The organism is Paraburkholderia acidipaludis NBRC 101816, assembly GCF_000684975.1.
GTDB lineage: Bacteria > Pseudomonadota > Gammaproteobacteria > Burkholderiales > Burkholderiaceae > Paraburkholderia > Paraburkholderia acidipaludis.
Genome location: NZ_BAXZ01000003.1, coordinates 226,592 through 245,194 on the forward strand (window position 1 = coordinate 226,592; position 18,603 = coordinate 245,194).

An 18,603-nucleotide genomic window follows, 5' to 3' on the forward strand; every position below is an offset into this window, starting at 1 on the left:
TTCACAGTAGTAGGACTCAACCGATGTCGACCTGGTTACTTCCCGAGAATATTGCGGACGTGCTGCCGTCCGAGGCGCGCAAGATCGAAGAATTGCGCCGCCGCCTGCTGGACCGCTTCCGCGCATATGGCTACGAGATGGTCATGCCGCCGCTGCTCGAATATCTCGAGTCGCTGCTCACAGGCGCCGGGCGCGACCTGAACCTGCGCACGTTCAAGCTCGTCGATCAGTTGTCGGGCCGCACGCTCGGCCTGCGCGCGGACATCACGCCGCAGGTGGCGCGTATCGACGCGCACTTGCTGAACCGCCAGGGCGTGACGCGCCTGTGCTACGCGGGCAACGTGCTGCATACGCGTCCGCGCGGCCTGCATGCCACGCGCGAGCAGATCCAGATCGGCGCCGAAATCTATGGCCATGCGGGGCTCGAAGCCGACCTCGAAATCCAGCAATTGCTGCTCGACGCGCTGCGTCTCGCGGGCCTTGCCAAGGTGCGTCTCGACCTGTCCCATGCGGGCGTGCTCGCGGCGCTGGTCGAAGCCGATCCGGCCGTAGCGGCGCTTGGCGACGCGCTCCATGAAGCGCTGGCAGGCAAGGACGTGCCGCGCCTCGCCGAGCTGACCGAGGCGCTCGCGCCGCTCACGCGCGACGCGCTCCGTGCGCTGCCCTCGCTCTACGGCGACGCCGGCGTGCTGGCGCAGGCGCGCACGCGCCTGCCGGCGCTGCCGGGCATCGCGCGCGCGCTGGACGATCTGGCATTCCTCGTGAACGAGATCGACGGTGCGGAACTGATGATCGACCTCGCCGATCTGGGCGGCTATGCCTATCACAGCGGCGTGATGTTCTCGGCCTACGTGGACGGCGTGCCGAACGCCGTGGCGCGCGGCGGCCGTTACGACAAGGTGGGCGAGGCCTATGGCCGCGCGCGTGCCGCAACGGGCTTCTCGCTCGACCTGCGCGAAGTGGCCCGTATTTCGCCCGTTGAGGCGCGCAGCAGCGCCATTCTCGCGCCCTGGCGGCACGACGAGGCCCTGCGCACTGCCGTAGCGGCGCTGCGCGACGCGGGCGAGGTCGTGATCCAGGCGCTACCGGGCCACGAGCACGATATGGACGAATTCGCGTTCGACCGCGTGCTGATCGAGCGCAACGGGACCTGGGTGGTCGAGGCGCGCGCCTGAGCGTGAGAGGAACAAGCGCCCGAGCGTCCGAACCCGCCCAGGCCGTTGAGAGATAAGGAAAATTCCCGCTATTTCGGGAAAAAAAGCGGGCTCGCGCCCGAACCCAGGTAGAATACGTTTTTAACCAGCTAACGAAACACCATGTCTGCCAGCGCAGTGAATGTAACCCCGGGGCGCAACGTCGTCGTCGTGGGCACCCAGTGGGGAGATGAAGGCAAGGGCAAGATCGTCGACTGGCTGACGGACCACGCGCAAGGCGTGGTGCGCTTCCAGGGCGGTCACAACGCCGGCCACACGCTCATCATCGGCGGCAAGAAGACCATTCTTCGCCTCATTCCGTCGGGCATCATGCGCGCGGGCGTTGCCTGCTACATCGGCAACGGCGTGGTGTTGTCGCCCGAAGCCCTGTTCAAGGAAATCGGCGAACTCGAAAGCGCGGGCATCGACGTCCAGAAGCGCCTCTTCATTTCCGACGCGACCACGCTGATCCTGCCGTATCACATCGCCATCGACCAGGCGCGCGAAGCAAAGCGCGGCGCCGCGAAGATCGGCACCACCGGCCGCGGTATTGGCCCGGCGTACGAAGACAAGGTCGCGCGCCGCGGCATGCGCGTGCAGGATCTGTTCGAGCCGGAACTGTTCGCCGAGCGCCTGCGCGACAACCTCGACTACCACAACTTCGTGCTCACGCAGTACCTGGGCGCGGCGCCCGTGGACTTCCAGCAGACGCTCGACACGATGCTGAGCTACGCCGACCGTCTGAAGCCGATGGTAACGGACGTTTCGCGTCGCCTTTATGACGTCAACCGTTCGGGCGGCAGCCTGCTGTTCGAAGGCGCGCAGGGCACGCTGCTCGACATCGATCACGGCACCTATCCGTACGTCACGTCGAGCAACTGCGTGGCGGGCGCGGCATCGGCTGGCGCGGGCGTAGGCCCCCAGCAGCTCAGCTACATCCTCGGCATCACGAAGGCGTATTGCACGCGTGTCGGCTCGGGCCCGTTCCCGAGCGAGCTCTACGACGCCGACAACGCCGACCGCCAGGAAGAAGTCGGCCTCACGCTCGCTAAGGTCGGCAAGGAATTCGGTTCGGTCACGGGCCGTCCGCGCCGCACGGGCTGGCTCGACGCCGCCGCGCTGCGCCGTTCGATCCAGATCAACGGCGTGACGGGCCTGTGCATCACGAAGCTCGACGTGCTCGACGGCCTCGACGAAGTGAAGCTCTGCGTGGGTTACAAGGTAAGCGGCAAGGATGTCGACATTCTGCCGCGCGGCGCCTCGCAGGTCGCGGAGTGCGAGCCGGTCTACGAAACTTTCCCGGGCTGGAAGGAAAGCACGATCGGCATTACGCAGTGGGACGCGCTGCCGAAGAGCGCGCAGGCCTACCTCACGCGCGTGCAGGAAGTGGCAGGCGTGCCGATCGACATGGTGTCGACCGGTCCCGATCGCGACGAGACGATCCTGCTGCGTCATCCGTTCAAGGCGTAAGAGGGTAGCGCACGATGATTCAGATGACGGACCCGCGCAACGACGAAAAGAACCTGTGGGTCGGCTGGGACGAGTACCACCGGCTGATCGAGCTGCTCGCGCTCGCAGTGCACGAATCGCGCTGGAAGTTCGACCAGATCCTGTGCCTCGCGCGCGGCGGATTGCGCGTGGGCGACCAGCTTTCGCGCATCTACGACCTGCCGCTCGCGATCCTCGCGACCAGTTCGTATCGCGAAGCCGCCGGCACGCAGCAGGGTGATCTCGATATCGCGCAATACATCACGATGACGCGCGGCGAGCTTGCGGGCAACGTGCTGCTCGTCGACGATCTCGTCGACTCGGGCGTCACGCTCGCGCGCGTGCAGCAGCACCTCAAGGATCGTTATCCGGCTGTGACGGGCGTGCGTTCGGCGGTGCTGTGGTACAAGGGCTGCTCGAAGGTGAAGCCCGACTACTTCGTGCAGCATCTGCCGACCAATCCGTGGATTCACCAGCCATTCGAGGAGTGGGACACGGTGCGCCCGCACAATCTGGGCGCGTGGATCAAGCGCGGCCTGCAGCAGGCGAACGCAGCCGAATCGCAGTCCTGACGAACGTGAGGGCGCGAGACAAGGTTTGTTGTGAGTGCAACCAATCGTGCCCAGCCTCACCCAATGAGCCCTCTGCGCCGGCCATGCAAAACGGAGCCTTTCGAGGCTCCGTTTTTTTGCATGACGTTTTCGTGTCGGGGCGATGCAAATGCCCGGATGAACACGTGAGGATAGATGGAATGGGGGGCAATGCTACACTTCGCCGGAATGGACGACGTGGCATGACCACAACGGGTGTCGTTGGGGTCACGTAGCCGGTTTAGAATAGCGGTCGCTTTTATTTTCCGCCTCGAAAACGGATCTCCGCGTATATGACAACTAGCACACACGTGGCAAAGCAGTCTCTGCCGGCGCTGGCCGTTGCGGCAATCGGCGTCGTGTTCGGCGACATCGGCACGAGCCCGCTCTATTCGCTGAAAGAAGCGTTCAGCCCGGACCACGGCATTCCGCTCAACGACACCTCCATTCTTGGCGTCATCTCGCTGCTCTTCTGGGCGATCATGATCGTCGTCAGCGTCAAGTACGTGTTGTTCGTCATGCGCGCCGACAACAACGGCGAAGGCGGTGTGCTCGCGCTGATGGCGCTGGCGCTGCGCTCGTTCAAGCGCACGAGCCGCGCCGCGCTGATCCTCACGGGCCTCGGTATTTTCGGCGCGTGCATGTTTTATGGGGACGCGGTGATTACGCCCGCCATCTCCGTGATTTCGGCCGTGGAAGGTCTTGAAATCGCGGCGCCCAAGCTCTCCCATCTCGTGGTGCCGCTCACCATCGTGATCCTGATCGCGCTCTTCTGGATCCAGCGTCACGGCACCGCGCTCGTCGGCCGGCTGTTCGGGCCGATCATGGTGCTGTGGTTCGTGACCATCGGCGTGCTCGGCCTCTCGCGTATCGTGCAGGCCCCGGGCGTGATCGCGGCGCTCAATCCGTACTACGCCGTCAGCTTCATGGGCGCACACATGCTGCAGGCCTATGTCGTGCTCGGCTCGGTCGTGCTGGTGCTCACCGGCGCGGAGGCGCTCTACGCCGACATGGGCCACTTCGGCGCGAAGCCCATCCGCGTGGCCTGGTATGTGCTGGTGATGCCGTCGCTCGTGCTGAACTACTTCGGCCAGGGTGCACTGCTGATGCAGGATCACCACGCCATCGAGAATCCGTTCTTCCTGCTCGCGCCCGACTGGGCGCTGCTGCCGCTCGTCGTGCTCTCGACGGTCGCGACCGTGATTGCTTCGCAGGCCGTGATTTCGGGCGCGTATTCGCTCACGAGCCAGGCGATCCTGTTGGGCTACGTGCCGCGCATGAAGGTGCTGCACACGTCCGACCTCGCGATCGGGCAGATCTATGTGCCGGTGGTGAACTGGCTGCTGCTGTTCGTCATCCTGTGCATCGTGGTCGGCTTCAAGAGCTCGGACAATCTGGCCGCGGCCTACGGTATCGCCGTGACGGCGACGATGGTCATGACCACGGTGCTGCTGTGCGTCGTGATGATCGAAATCTGGAAGTGGCACAAGGCGCTCGTCGCGCTGATCATCGGCGTCTTCCTGGCGGTCGATCTGGGCTTCTTCGGCGCGAACCTGCTGAAGGTCGAAGAGGGCGGCTGGCTGCCGCTCGGCATCGGCGCGTTGTTGTTCTTCCTCCTCATGACCTGGTACAAGGGGCGCATGATCGTGAAGGAGCGCACGGCCGCCGACGGCATCCCGCTGATGCCCTTCCTGCAGGGGCTGCTCGCGCATCCTCCGCATCGCGTTTCGGGCACGGCGATTTATCTCACCGGCAGCAACACGCTGGTGCCGGTCAGCCTGCTGCATAACCTCAAGCACAACAAGGTGCTGCACGAGCGCACCATCTTCCTGACTTTCGTGATTCGCGACATTCCCTATGTGTCCGAGGCGGAGCGCCTGAGCGTGCAGGACATCGGCGGCGGGCTTTATCTCGTGAAGGCGGACTACGGTTTCAACGAGACGCCGGACGTGAAGGCGGTGCTGCAGGAAGTGGGCCGCACGCACGACATGACCTTCGAGATGATGGATACGTCGTTCTTCATCGCTCGCGAGACGGTGGTGCCTACCCAGTTGCCGGGCATGTCGATCTTCCGCGAGCGCGTGTTCGCGTGGATGCACCAGAACGCGGCGAAGCCCACGGATTTCTTCAGCATTCCTGCCAACCGCGTGGTGGAGCTGGGGACGAAGATCGAGATCTGACGCGCGGCGTGCTGCGGAAATAAAATAACGGCACTTCGGTGCCGTTATTCGTTGGGGTGTCGCGCGACGCGAGCCTGCTTACCACAGGCCCCCGCGCGCGAAGCGCCGCGCTCGCGCCTTACCGCTGTTTGAGCTTCGCGAACGCCGCTGCCATCGCGCCGCCCGGCTCCGGGTCGCGCGAACGTTGCGGGCGGCCTGCATTGCTGCCGCTGCCGCCGTTTCGGCTGCCGGAATTGTTGCCCGCATTGCCGCTGCGCTGTGCGGCGCTTGCGGGATCGTCGTCCAGACGCATGGTGAGCGCGATGCGCTGGCGCTTCACGTCGACATCGAGCACCTTCACCTTGACGACCTGGCCGGCCTTCACGACTTCGTGCGGGTCCTTGATGAACTTCGTGGACATGGCGGAGACGTGCACGAGGCCGTCCTGATGCACGCCGATGTCGACGAACGCGCCGAACGCCGCCACGTTCGTCACGACGCCCTCTAGCAGCATGCCGGGCACGAGGTCGGAGACTTTCTCGACGCCTTCGCGGAAGGTGGCGGTCTTGAACTCGGGGCGCGGATCGCGGCCCGGTTTTTCGAGTTCGCTGAGGATGTCGCGAACCGTTGGCAGACCGAAGCGTTCATCGACGAACTCTGCGGGCGAGAGACCCGAGAGCGCCTCGCGATTGCCCAGCACGTCGCCAATGGAGCGCTTGATCTTCGCGAGCATGCGCTCGACGAGCGTGTACGCCTCGGGGTGCACCGAGGAGCGGTCGAGCGGATTGTCGCCGGCGTTGATGCGCAGGAAGCCCGCGGCTTGCTCGAAGGTCTTGTCGCCAAGCCGCGGCACTTTCTTCAGATGCTCGCGCGACGGGAAGGGGCCGTTGGCGTCGCGGTAATCGACGATATTGCGCGCGAGCGTGGCGTTCAGCCCCGAGACGCGCGCGAGCAGCGCGACCGAAGCTGTGTTCGCATCCACGCCCACGGCGTTCACGCAGTCCTCGACCACGGCGTCGAGCGAGCGCGCGAGCTCGCGCTGGTTCACGTCGTGCTGGTACTGGCCGACGCCGATCGCCTTCGGCTCGATCTTCACGAGTTCGGCGAGGGGGTCCTGCAGGCGGCGCGCAATCGAAACGGCGCCGCGCAGCGAGACGTCGAGCTCGGGGAACTCCTTCGCCGCCAGTTCGGACGCCGAATAAACCGAAGCCCCCGCTTCGGACACGACGATCTTCTGCAGCTTCAGCTCGGGATGGCGCGAGATCAGCTCGCTCGCGAGCTTGTCGGTTTCGCGCGAGGCCGTGCCGTTGCCGATGCTGATGAGCTCCGCCTGGGTTTGCGCGGCAATCCGCGCGAGCTTCGCGAGCGAGCCGTCCCAGTCGCGGCGCGGCTCGTGCGGGTAGATCGTGTCGGTCGCGAGCAGCTTGCCCGTGCGATCCACCACGGCCACCTTGACGCCCGTGCGCAGGCCCGGATCGAGGCCGATCACGGCCTTCGGGCCCGCCGGCGCGGCCAGCAGCAGATCCTTGAGATTGCGCGCGAACACGTGGATCGCCTCGGTCTCGGCCTGCTCGCGCAGGCCCGTCAGCAGTTCGTTTTCGAGGTGCGGCTGCACCTTCACGCGCCAGCACCAGCGGCAGACGTCGGAGAGCCATTTGTCGGCGGGGCGTCCCTGGTTTGCGATGCCGAAATGGCGCGCGATTCGCCCTTCGCCCGGATGCGGCATCAGGGCGTCCTGCTCGGTGCCGAGGCCGAGCTTCACCATCAGCACGCCCGCGTTGCGGCCGCGAAAGAGTGCGAGGGCGCGGTGCGAGGGCACGGTCTTGATGGTTTCGGAGTACTCGTAGTAATCGCGGAATTTTTCGCCTTCTTCGCCTTCCTTGCCTTCCACCACGCTCGAGCTGACGAGCCCCTCGTTGTGGAGCCACTCGCGCAGCTTGCCGAGCAGCTCTGCCGTCTCGCCGAACTGTTCCGAGAGAATGTCGCGCGCGCCGTCGAGGGCGGCCTTCACGTCGGCGACGCCCTTTTCGGCATCGACGTACTGTGCGGCCTCCGTTTGCGGGTCGAGCAGCGGATTGCCGAGCAGGGCATCGGCAAGCGGCTGCAGGCCTGCTTCGCGCGCGATCTGTGCGCGCGTGCGGCGCTTCGGCTTGTACGGCAGATAGAGGTCTTCGAGAACCTGCTTGCTGTCCGCGGCTTCGATGGCCGTGCGCAGCTCGCCGGTGAGCTTGCCTTGCTCTTCGATGCTCGCGAGGATCGCGGCGCGGCGCTCCTCGAGCTCGCGCAGGTACAGGAGCCGCTCTTCGAGCGTGCGCAGCTGCGTATCGTCGAGATTGCCCGTGACTTCCTTGCGGTACCGGGCGATGAACGGAACGGTCGAGCCTTCGTCGAGAAGCTGCACGGCGGCTGCCACCTGGCGAGGCTGTACGGTCAGTTCGGCGGCGATACGCTGGACGATCTTGAGTGCTACGGTTTCCGTCATAGGGTCTGGGTATTCCTGTAGGGCCTGGCGACGCTTGCGCGAACAGGCTTCGGGATCGGGTTGCACTTGCGCGGTCGAACGGGGCAGACCCCGGAGGGGGGCGGCCCGCCGGCCGGTGGAGCGGGGCATTTTGCCATAAATGCCGGAGCGCTCAACCCGGGGGGTGTTAGAATTTCAGGCATGTCCCGCAGCCATCCGAAGACGTTGACGATCTCCCGCTTGCTTCCCCGTTTGTCCCCCGGCTTGAACCTTGCCACCCTCCGCAGGCGTAAAGGCGCCCCGTGGCGTACCGCCGCCCGTCTGACAGCTTGCGCTGTTGCACTGTACGCCGTGGCGAGCGTGCCGGTAGCGGCACAGGAGGATTCGGCGTCCGGTGCGGCGGCGTCGGCGGGAACCGCCCAGGCGGCCAGTGCCGCGGTGCAACGGGACAATAGCCCCGGCGTGCCTTGGGTAGCCTCGGGAACGGGTGTCACGGCGAGGCCGCTGGACGCGGCGCCGGCGGTGGGAGCAAGTGCAGTTGCAGGTGCAGTGACAGGAGACGGCGGCGCGCAGGACAGCGTCCAGGCCGGCTTCGACGCGCGGCAGAAGGTGCTGGACCGCCGCTCGGCCGAGAACAATTATCGCTATGCAGTCGCGCAGCACGACTGCTACAGCACGTTTTTTGTGAACCACTGTATCGGCAAGGCGCGCGACGAGATGCGGGCCGTGCAGGCGGACATTCGCGGCGAGCAGTTGAAGCTCGACGAGGAGCAGCGCGCGGAGCGCGCGCGGCGCCGCGACGAGCAGGCCGCGTTGCAGCAGGCGCAAGATGAGGCCAATGCGCCGCAGCGCGCCGCCAACGAGGCGGCAAATACGCAGGCGTATCAGCAGAAGCAGCAGCAGCACGCGCTGGATCAGGCCCAGCGCGCGGCGGAGGCCCCGCAGCGAGCGGCGAACGAGCAGGCGTACCAGCAGAAGCAGCAACAGCACGCACTGGATCAGGCCCAGCGTGCGGGCGAGCAGTCGCAGGCCCAGCACGCGGCGAACCAGGCGGCGTACGATCAGAAGCAATCCGACTTCCAGCAGAAGCTGGACGAGGCTCACCGCCAGGGCCAGCAGCAGGCCGAAGAGCGGCAGCAGAAGGCCGAGCACTTCCAGCAGAAGCAGGAAGACGCGGCGAAGCACAAGGCTGACGTGGAACAGCGTCAGAAGCAGGCGGCCGAGAAGGCGCAGCAAAAGCAGCAACAGCAACAAGAGCAGCAGCGAGAACAACAACAGCAGCAGATGCAGCAGCAGGACCAGTAGCACGTTTTTCCTGGCCAGACAGCAACCTCAGGCGCGCCGACCGACAAGGGGCACGCCGCTCAACACGAGGAGGCGAGCATGCGCGAGCAACGTGAAGTCAAGTCCACGGTCCTTCAGGACCGGATACTCCAGCTGGAGTCCGAGCACGGCGATCTGGACCGTCTGATCGACCGGATGGCCGAGACGCCGGGGTGCGACGATCTCGAACTGCAGAAGCTCAAGAAGCGCAAGCTCAAGGTCAAGGACAACATCATCCTGCTGCAATTGCAGCTGGACCCCGATTCAACGAAGACTTCGAACGGGCACGGCTGAGTCCGGGTTCCGGCAGGCGCCGGGGCGTGGAATCCGCAGTGCCGCGCCCGCCGAAACAAGCAGGAACCGCTTGCCTTGAATTCAACGACCGTTTCGCAATCCCGGCCTGCGCCCCAAGACGGCGCGCCGGATGCCGACGCACGTCCGTCGCGTGCCGCGGCGCCGGCTACGCTGACCGCGCGCCGCGCAGCCGAACTCGAAGACCTGTTTGCCGCCGACGGCCTGCTTGCCCGCGAGATCGACGGCTATCGCCCGCGCGCCTCGCAGATCGAAATGGCGCGCGCCGTGGCCGCGGCCATGGAGGCGGCCGCGAAAGGGTTGCCCGAGCCGGAGATGTTCGAGCTGAAGTCGCGCCCGGCGCGGCGTCAGCCGGGCGGCGGCGATGCCGCCGGCGCGCAGGATCGCGCCGGTGAGGCCGCGAACGCGGTTGCCGAGGCCGGCGACAACACGCTGATCGTCGAGGCCGGCACGGGCACCGGCAAGACCTACGCCTATCTCGTGCCGGCCATGCTCTGGGGCGGCAAGGTGGTCGTTTCCACGGGTACGAAGCACCTGCAGGACCAGCTCTTCCAGCGCGACATTCCCACGGTGCGCGATGCGCTCGCGGTGCCCGTGAGCGTCGCGATGCTCAAGGGGCGCTCGAACTACCTGTGCCACTACTACCTGCAGCGCACGGCCGACAACGGCCGGCTGCCGTCGCGCCAGGAGACGTCGTATCTGCAGGAGATCGTGCGCTTCGCGAAGATCACGCGCTCGGGCGACAAGGCCGAGCTCGCGAGCGTGCCGGAGACGGCGGCGGTCTGGTCGATGGTGACGTCCACGCGCGAGAATTGCCTTGGCCAGGAGTGTCCGCACTACAAGGACTGCTTCGTGATGCAGGCGCGCCGGGAGGCGCAGCAGGCCGACATTGTGGTCGTGAATCACCACCTGTTCTTCGCGGACATCATGCTGCGCGATACGGGCATGGCCGAGCTGTTGCCGAGCGCGAATACGATCATTTTCGACGAAGCCCATCAGCTGCCGGAAACGGCGACGCTGTTCTTCGGCGAGACGCTCTCGACCTCGCAGTTCCTCGAGCTTGCCCGCGACTGCGTGGCCGAGGGCCTGAGCCATGCGCGCGACGCGGTCGAGTGGGTCAAGCTCGGCGCGGCGCTCGAGCGCGCGGCGCGCGACGCGCGGCTCGCGTTCAAGGAGGACTCGCTGCGGCTGTCGATCGCACAGCTTGCCGGGGATCACCCCCTCTTCGATGCGCTCGACGCGCTGCAGACCGAACTCGTCGTGCTGGCGACGGCGCTGGCAGGGCAGGCGGAGCGCGCGGAGTCGCTAGGCGCATGCCTGCGCCGTGCGCGCGAACTGCAAGGCATGCTCGCGGGCTGGACGGCGCCGCAAACGGATGCCGCAACCATGCGCGAGGCCGACTTGACGGAAGCCGGCAAGGAAGGCGAGGGCGATCGCGCCGACGCTGACGAAAAGGTCCGCTGGGTCGAGGTTTTCTCCCATACGGTGCAACTGCACGAGACGCCGCTGTCCGTGGCGCCGATCTTCGCCAAGCAGCGCGCGGGTGTGCCGCGCACGTGGATCTTCACGTCGGCGACGCTTTCGGTGCGCGGGGACTTCACGCACTATGCGGCGCAGATGGGTTTGAATGCGCGCCGCTCGATGACGCTGCCCAGCCCATTCGATTACCCCGAGCAGGGGCTGCTCTACGTGCCGCGCAATATGCCGCAACCGTCGTCGCCGCAGTTCACCGACGCCGTATTCGAGGCGGCGCTGCCGGCCATCGAGGCCTCGGGCGGGGGCGTCTTCATGCTGTGCACGACACTGCGCGCGGTGGACCGGATTGCCGCGAAGCTGCGCGACACAATCGAGGCGCGCGGCTGGAACACGCCGCTGCTCGTGCAGGGCGATGCGAGCCGCACGGAGCTGCTGGAGCGCTTTCGCGCCTATGGCAATGCGATCCTCGTGGGTAGCCAGAGCTTCTGGGAGGGCGTGGACGTGCGCGGCGACGCGCTTTCGCTCGTCGTGATCGACAAGCTGCCGTTCGCGCCGCCCGACGATCCGGTGCTGGCTGCGCGGCTCGATGCGCTCACGAAGAAGGGTTTGAGCCCGTTCGCGGTCCACCAGCTGCCTCAGGCGGTCATCACGCTCAAGCAGGGCGCAGGGCGGCTGATCCGCGCGGAAACCGACCGCGGCGTGTTGATGATCTGCGACACGCGTCTTGTCGACAAGCCGTACGGCCGACGTATCTGGCAGAGCCTGCCACCGTTCAAGCGTACGCGCGAGATCGAGGTGGTGAAGGCGTTCTTTGACGAGGAAGCGGAAGATCCGGCGAATTGAGTGTCGCGGCACGCGTTGCCGTTCTGTATGACACCGGCGCGCTGCCGCGCTTTATGCAGGGTGAATAACAAAAAAGCCACGAACGAAAGTTCGTGGCTTTTTTTGCTTGCCCGCTGTATATCCGGCGAGACCGCCAGAATGCACAGCGGTTCGCAGCAATACCCGCCGGAGGCGAACTCCGCGCGGGCTTTGCGCGAATGCTTAGTTGCTTGCGCCCGAAGCCGGAGCAGCAGCCGACGCAGCAGCGGCTGCGTCCGAAGCGGCAGCACCAGCGTCCGAAGCAGCGGCAGCAGCCGAAGCACCAGCGTCGCTCGCAGCAGCACCAGCGTCCGAAGCAGCAGCACCAGCGTCCGAAGCAGCAGCAGCCGGTGCCGAAGCAGCGGTTGCGTCGCTAGCCGGCGCAGCGGCTTGATCGCTGCTCTTGTTGCACGCAGCCAGTGCAACAGCTGCCAGCAGGGATGCTACGAGGAGGGATTTCTTCATGATCACGTCCTTTTATGGTTAAAGGTAAGCAACAGCGCAAAATAATACCGGTAAATGTGCCCCAACACCGACCTGAGCCGCTGGTGGAGACGCACTGCAAGAGCGTGAATCTTCCCTACGGCCTGGGCGGGAATTATAGGCACTTTCGTATCGACCGTCGACAATTCGGGGGACAATACGTTGTCTTTCTCATACAAGCACTATATTAGTACGGTATAACAGTCCGGAGCGCTTAGGCAAGCATTCCGACCCGTATCCAGCCCGCACAATACCACTCGTGCAGCAACGCTGTCACCGACGAATCGTGTGAGAGTGTTACAAAGCGTTTCCCGTCCATCAAGCGGTTGTCGGCGAATTCCGGCAGCCACTTTCTCGTCTCTTTGAGCAAGTACTGGTCCCCGTTCAGGTAGTACGATCGCGCATCGTAAAGCAGGATTGTCCGCCGGTCGAGAGCCAGGCCGCTTTTTGCTGCGCGGGCGCCAAACCGGGCTTCGTCGAGCGGCTTTTCCGGTGCGTCGAACACGACGTTAGGCTTCGGTTCGCTGAGCCACGAGCCGACGAACGAAGATACCTCAGCTTCGCCCCAACGTACTTTTGCGAGCACATCCGCGACCCGCGAGACGAGCGCGGGCGGCAACTGCGCGGGCTGCGCGACCGCCGGCTGGCTCGGGTCGCGGTAGAGCGTGGGTACAGCCGGCGCGCGCTCCATTCCGCGTTCGGCGAGCCAGTAGAGAAACTGGTTCGTGAGCTCCGACGTGGAAGGCGAACGAAAGCCGATCGAACAGGTCATGCACTCGCCGACGGCCACGCCGTCGTGCGCGATATGCGGGGGCAGATAGAGCATGTCGCCGGGCTCGAGCACCCATTCCTCTTCCGGCTCGAAGTTTGCGAGGATCTTTAGCGGCAGACCTTCCTGCAGGGTGAGGTCGCGCTGCGCGCCGACGCGCCAGCGCCGCTTGCCATGCACCTGCAGGAGGAAGACGTCGTACGAATCGAAGTGCGGGCCGACGCCGCCGCCATCCGTGGCGTAGGAGATCATCAGGTCGTCGAGGCGCGCATCCGGTGCAAAGCGGAAACGCTCGAGCAGCGCGCGTGCCCGGTCGTCGTGCAGGTCGACGCCCTGCACGAGCAGCGTCCACTGGCGCGCCTCGGGAGCGGGCAGCGCCTCCGGCGAGAACGGTCCATGTTCGAGCACCCAGCGGCGACGAAAATGCGTGATGAGGCGCGACTCGACGTCGTCGCCGTCGGCGAGCGCAAAGAGTTCGTCGCGCATGAGCGGGGGCTCGATGCCAGGTATCGCCTGGCGGATCAGGAGCGGCTTTTTCTGCCAGTATCGCTTCATGAACTGCGCCGGCGTGAGGCCGCCGAGAAGCGGCGTGGGTTCGTCAGGCGCGGGACGTGCCGGAGTGGGCGCGGCGCGTTGCTTGCTGGCGTTCACCGCGTGGTCAGGGGACCGCTTGAGCATCGTATAATGTGGTCTGTATTCTGGAGGAACGAATGAAAATCGCAAAGGACACCGTCGTGTCGGTCGCTTACAAGCTATCGGATGCGCAGGGCAATCTGATTGAGGAGAGCGACGAGCCGATGGTCTATCTGCACGGCGGCTATGATGGCACGTTCCCCAAGATCGAGGAAGCGCTGGACGGCAAGGAGCCGGGCTTCGAGACCCAGCTTCAGCTCGAACCGCAGGACGCGTTTGGCGAGTACGATCCCGAGCTCGTCAAGATCGAGCCGCGTAGCCGTTTTCCTGAGCCGCTCGAAGTCGGTATGCAGTTCGAAGGAACACCCGAAGAGGGCGACGAGGATCTCGACACGCTCATCTACACCGTCACGGATGTTGCCGAGGACAAGGTCGTGCTCGACGGCAATCACCCGCTGGCCGGCATGGCGCTGCGCTTTGCCCTGACCGTCAGGGAAGTGCGCGAGGCGACCGAAGACGAGATCGAGCACGAGCACGCACACGGCGCGGACGGTCTTGAAGTCGTCGACGAGGACGACGAAGAGGAAGACGGCGGCGAAGCCGGTTCGAAACCCACGCTTCACTGATCCGCTTCGCAAATCTTTCATGCGCCGGCAAGTTGCCGGCGCGCATTGAGCCTGGCTGCTGCGGTCGTTGCCTCAGCTCATTGCGCCAGATCTATGCCGGGTGCGGCAGTTTGCCCGCACCTTTCGGCGCTATCTCTCTTACTGATTCCATGGCTGGGACGGCGTTGCGGGCTGCTGCCCGGGCGGGGTGCCCGGCGTGCCCGACGGCGGCATGGGCGAAACGCCGCTTGCGGCGGACGCGCCGGCCGGCGGCACGACGTCCGGCGCCTGGGGCATGCCGGGAATCGTCGTGACATCGGGCATTGACGAGACCTCGGGCATTTCCGGGGCCTCCCCTGCCGGGATCCCCTCGGGCAGAAGCGGTGGCAGGAGCGGCAGATGTTTCGGCACGTCGCGCACGCTGACGCGCAGCGGCGTGCCGTGCGTCATGTCGGCATCGATCTGCAGCCACTGCGTAAGCGGGTCGCGCAAGTCGAACTCGATGCGCGTCACGTTCGCAATTCTCACACCTTTTTCATTGTGTAACGGCCGGTCGATCGCGAAGCCGTGCGCAAGCTTTGCGTGCGTCGGATGGATGAGCACGACCGGACCGCGGAACGTTTCGGCCAGCTTCATCAGGCTGTGCCTGAATTCGACGTAGCCGTCGCGCGGCCGATGGCCGAAGCGCAGCCACGCGAAGCGATCGGGCCGCTCTTCGTGCTCGTGCTCCAGCAGGGGATCGCCTTCGATGAAGACGATCACGGCGCGCGCGTTACGGCGCTTCGCTACCTCCGCCGCGTGTTCGAGCCAGAAGCCGTTGGCGATCACGCGGTCCTCGAATTCGCCGTTGCGGCCGCCCGCGTACAGATAGTGATTGTTGCCGTCCGGTACGTTCAGCGCCACGAATACGGTGTCGCCAAGCTGCCAGCGCATGTTTTCCCGGTAGGGCCGAAAGCGCGACACTTCGCTTTCGCGCGTGACGGGAAGCGGGTTTTGCCCGAGCGTCATCGGGTCGGAGAAGAAGGTCTGGCGCAGCAGGTCGAGCCGTTCGACGGGGTCCCACGCCCCCGATCCGTTGGCGCCGCAACCGGACCAATCGTGTTCACCGGCCACGAAGATGAGGGCCGGGCGCGAAGCCTCCAGTATCGTGTGACGCCGGTCGTAGAGCGCATCCGCGCAGGTTTCGCCGGCTCCCTTGAGGTTGCCGTCGTAGACGACGAACGAGGTCTGCGGATCGCGGCCGATCGCGTCGATGAGCCGTTGCGCAGCAGGTTCGTCCGTTTGCGACCTGAGAACGTTCGCGATGACCGCGAATGCGTAGCGCGGCGACTGTGCTTCTGCCGGCGCACTGAAGGTCAGCACGAAAGCGACAGCGAAAACCGCCGCGGCACCGAACGACGCGCGGCAGCGCAAGGCCGCCTCGCCTCGGCACGCGGGCCGAGGCGAGGCATCCGGCGGCGCGCTGCGGCGCTCAGCGTTGCGCGTCCGGCGCCGTGGCCAGCTCATGCAGTTCGTACAGTAGATCGAGCGCCTCGCGCGGGCGCAACTCGTTCGGATCGAGCGCGCGCAGCCGCTCGGCGACGAGCGTGGCGGAGGGATCCTGCGCGGCAGGTGCGTCTTCGGCCTCGAGCGGCGCATCGTCGGCGAGCGACGCCGCGAAGAGGTCCAGCTGCGGCGTGGGTTGTCCCGCCGAAAGCTGCTCCAGATGGACGAGATGCTTGCGCGCCGCGCGGATCACGGGCGCGGGCACGCCCGCGAGCTGGGCAACCTGCAGGCCATAACTCTGATTGGCCGGGCCTTCCTGCACCGCATGGAGGAACACGATGCCATGCCCGTGCTCGACCGCCGAGAGATGCACGTTCGCCGCCTGAGTAAATTCGGCGGGCAGTTGGGTGAGCTCGAAGTAGTGCGTCGCGAAGAGCGTGTGGCAGCCGTTGCTCGCAAGCAGGTGGCGCGCGATCGCCCAGGCGAGCGCAAGACCGTCGAAGGTCGAGGTGCCGCGCCCGATCTCGTCCATCAGCACGAGGCTGTGCGGCGTGGCGTCGTTGAGGATCGCCGCCGCTTCGGTCATCTCGACCATGAAGGTCGAGCGGCCGCCCGCGAGGTCGTCGGCAGCGCCGATGCGCGTGAAGATGCGGTCGATCGGGCCAAAGCGGGCTTGCTTCGCGGGCACGTAGCTGCCCACGTAGGCGAGCAGGGCGATCAGCGCGGTCTGCCGCATGAAGGTCGACTTACCGCCCATGTTCGGGCCGGTGATGAGGAGCAGCTTGCGATCGGCCCCGAGCAGACAGTCATTGGCGATGAACTGCTCGACCTGCGCCTCGACGACCGGATGGCGGCCCTGTTCGATCTCGATGCCGGGCTCCGGCGAGAACGCCGGCGCACACCAGTCCAGCGCGCGAGCGCGTTCCGCGAACGCGGCGAGCACGTCGAGCTCGGCGAGCGCCGCAGCCACGCGCTGGCAGTCGGGAATGAACGGCAGCAGCGACTGCAGCAGCGCGTCGTAGAGCGCGCGCTCACGCGAGAGCGCGCGCTCCTGGGCGGAAAGCGCCTTGTCCTCGAAGGTCTTCAGTTCGGGCGTGATATAGCGCTCGGCGTTTTTTAGCGTCTGGCGCCGGCGATAGTCGTCGGGCACCTTGTCGGTCTGGCCGCGCGTGACCTCGATATAGAAGCCGTGCACCTTGTTGTACTCGACCCGCAGATTGCCGATGCCCGTGCGGGCGCGCTCGCGCGTCTCGAGATCGAGCAGGAACTGGCCGCAGTTCTCCGACAAGTCGCGCAGCTCGTCGAGCTCGCCGTCGTAGCCGCGCGCGATCACGCCGCCGTCACGCACCATGGCTGCCGGCTCCGGTGCGACCGCGCGTTGCAGCAGATCGGCACACGCTGCCGGCGGCTCCAGCGCCTCGGCGATACGCGCGAGCGACGGCGCGGCGCTCGCGCCGCCGGCGGCCGCCGCCACTTGTTCGCGCAGGGTGGGCAAGGCCGCGAAGGTGTCCCGCAGGCTCGAGAGATCGCGCGGGCGCGCCGAAAGCAGCGCGAGGCGTCCGGTGATGCGCTCCACGTCGGCGATCTGGCGCAAGCTGGCGCGCAGATCGTCGACGCCGGCGGGCGGCGGCGCTTCGAGCAGCGCGCCGATGGCCTGCTGGCGCATCTGCGCGATCGACGCATCGCGCGGCGGGTGATGCAGCCAGTGGCGCAAGAGGCGGCTGCCCATCGCCGTGCTGCAGGTATCGAGCAGCGAGCAGAGCGTGGGCGACTCGGTGCCGCGCAGCGTTTCGGTGAGTTCGAGATTGCGGCGCGTGGCCGGATCGAGGCCGATGTACTCCGACTCGACTTCCACCTTCAGGCTGCGCACGTGGCGCAGTTGTTGACCTTGCGTGGCCGCCGCGTAGAGCAGCAGCGCGCCCGCGGCGCCGCATGCGCTCGTGAGCGCCTGCGCGCCGAAGCCGTCGAGACTCGCTACGTCGAGCTGGTCGCACAAGCGCTGCTTGCCCGAGGCGACGTCGAAATGCCAGGCCGGTACACGCGTGAGCGCACCCGAATTCGACCCGGACGGTGCGGGCGGTGCCCAGCCCGCCGATTCCGCGGGCAGCTCGGCGACGAGGATTTCCGCGGGGCGGATCCGCTCGAAGGCGGCGGCGACCTGCTCGGGCGCGATTTCCGCGAGGCGCAGTGCGCCGCTCGCGAGATTGAGCCAGGCGAGACCGACGTTGACCGTCGCGCCGCGCCGGTTGTGGCCGGGGCAGACGGCCATCAGATAAACGTCGTTCTTGTCGGAGAGCAGGGCCGCGTCGGTCAGCGTGCCGGGCGTGACGACACGCACGACCTTGCGCTCGACGGGTCCTTTCGACGTGGCCGGATCGCCGATCTGCTCGCAGATCGCCACCGACTCGCCGAGCTTCACGAGCTTGGCGAGATACTGCTCCACGGCATGGTGGGGCACGCCGGCCATCTTGATCGGATTGCCGGCTGAGGCGCCGCGCTGCGTGAGCGTGAGGTCGAGCAGCCGCGAGGCCTTTTCGGCGTCTTCGAAGAAAAGCTCGTAGAAGTCGCCCATCCGGTAGAACACGAGCGTGCCCGGATGGTCGGCCTTGATGCTGAGGTATTGGCGCATCATCGGCGTATGCTGTGCGATGTCGCCTTCGGTATGTGTAGCCATCCTCGGAAGTCTTGCTTAGGGTTCAGGGCGTGAGTTTAACCCGCGCGGCCCGCATGTAAAGCTGGCCGAACGGCCGGTGCGGACAGCGTCA

General features: G+C 66.1%; 13 protein-coding genes. 8 read left to right on the plus strand and 5 right to left on the minus strand.

The genetic code is table 11. The features are described 5' to 3' along the window. Positions 1-23: 23 nt before the first annotated feature. From BAC01S_RS03675 to BAC01S_RS03690, 4 genes are all read left to right on the plus strand, one after another. Positions 24-1,175: an ATP phosphoribosyltransferase regulatory subunit gene (locus tag BAC01S_RS03675; protein ID WP_027793545.1), complete on the plus strand. Its 1,152-nt coding sequence runs from the start codon at positions 24-26 to the stop codon at positions 1,173-1,175. Between the two features lie 141 nt (positions 1,176-1,316). Further along, positions 1,317-2,663 carry an adenylosuccinate synthase gene (locus BAC01S_RS03680; RefSeq protein ID WP_027793546.1) on the plus strand — a complete coding sequence of 449 codons (1,347 nt, stop codon included), beginning with the start codon at positions 1,317-1,319 and terminating at the stop codon, positions 2,661-2,663. A gap of 14 nt (positions 2,664-2,677) precedes the next feature. After that, positions 2,678-3,253, plus strand: a complete 576-nt coding sequence (locus BAC01S_RS03685) for a phosphoribosyltransferase (protein ID WP_027793547.1) — start codon at positions 2,678-2,680, stop codon at positions 3,251-3,253. A gap of 311 nt (positions 3,254-3,564) precedes the next feature. After that, on the plus strand, positions 3,565-5,451 hold the full coding sequence (locus BAC01S_RS03690) for a potassium transporter Kup (protein ID WP_027793548.1): 1,887 nt from the start codon (positions 3,565-3,567) through the stop codon (positions 5,449-5,451). Positions 5,452-5,569: 118 nt separating this feature from the next. On the opposite strand, the gene BAC01S_RS03695 is transcribed toward BAC01S_RS03690, so the two are convergent. Further along, positions 5,570-7,912 carry a Tex family protein gene (locus tag BAC01S_RS03695; protein WP_027793549.1) on the minus strand — a complete coding sequence of 781 codons (2,343 nt, stop codon included), beginning with the start codon at positions 7,910-7,912 and terminating at the stop codon, positions 5,570-5,572. Positions 7,913-8,092: 180 nt separating this feature from the next. On the opposite strand from BAC01S_RS03695, the gene BAC01S_RS30210 reads away from it, so the two are divergent. The 3 genes from BAC01S_RS30210 (at position 8,093) to BAC01S_RS03710 (ending at position 11,845) form a co-directional block, all read left to right on the plus strand. Beyond that, positions 8,093-9,196, plus strand: a complete 1,104-nt coding sequence (locus tag BAC01S_RS30210) for a colicin transporter (protein WP_245616497.1) — start codon at positions 8,093-8,095, stop codon at positions 9,194-9,196. A 78-nt stretch (positions 9,197-9,274) separates the two neighbouring features. Further along, entirely contained in the window at positions 9,275-9,508 is a 234-nt protein-coding gene (locus BAC01S_RS03705) for a DUF465 domain-containing protein (RefSeq protein WP_027793550.1), read from the plus strand. A gap of 75 nt (positions 9,509-9,583) precedes the next feature. Further along, positions 9,584-11,845 carry an ATP-dependent DNA helicase gene (locus BAC01S_RS03710; RefSeq protein ID WP_027793551.1) on the plus strand — a complete coding sequence of 754 codons (2,262 nt, stop codon included), beginning with the start codon at positions 9,584-9,586 and terminating at the stop codon, positions 11,843-11,845. Positions 11,846-12,046: 201 nt separating this feature from the next. Here the strand turns inward: BAC01S_RS03710 and BAC01S_RS35445 are convergent, their stop codons facing one another. Further along, the gene (locus BAC01S_RS35445) at positions 12,047-12,328 is read right to left on the minus strand and encodes a hypothetical protein (RefSeq protein ID WP_084168166.1); all 282 of its coding nucleotides are present in this window, start codon (positions 12,326-12,328) and stop codon (positions 12,047-12,049) included. A 232-nt stretch (positions 12,329-12,560) separates the two neighbouring features. Continuing rightward, positions 12,561-13,793, minus strand: coding sequence for a JmjC domain-containing protein (locus BAC01S_RS03720; protein WP_027793553.1), 1,233 nt, complete (start codon positions 13,791-13,793; stop codon positions 12,561-12,563). A gap of 32 nt (positions 13,794-13,825) precedes the next feature. On the opposite strand from BAC01S_RS03720, the gene BAC01S_RS03725 reads away from it, so the two are divergent. Then, complete coding sequence (locus BAC01S_RS03725) at positions 13,826-14,374, plus strand: FKBP-type peptidyl-prolyl cis-trans isomerase (protein WP_027793554.1); 549 nt, start codon at positions 13,826-13,828, stop codon at positions 14,372-14,374. A 138-nt stretch (positions 14,375-14,512) separates the two neighbouring features. Here the strand turns inward: BAC01S_RS03725 and BAC01S_RS30215 are convergent, their stop codons facing one another. Both BAC01S_RS30215 and mutS read right to left on the minus strand, forming a co-directional pair. Then, the gene (locus tag BAC01S_RS30215; protein WP_407667904.1) at positions 14,513-15,859 is read right to left on the minus strand and encodes a hypothetical protein; all 1,347 of its coding nucleotides are present in this window, start codon (positions 15,857-15,859) and stop codon (positions 14,513-14,515) included. Next, entirely contained in the window at positions 15,825-18,512 is a 2,688-nt protein-coding gene (gene mutS, locus BAC01S_RS03735) for a DNA mismatch repair protein MutS (protein WP_027793555.1), read from the minus strand. The genes BAC01S_RS30215 and mutS overlap by 35 nt, the downstream gene beginning before the upstream one ends. Positions 18,513-18,603 lie beyond the last annotated feature (91 nt).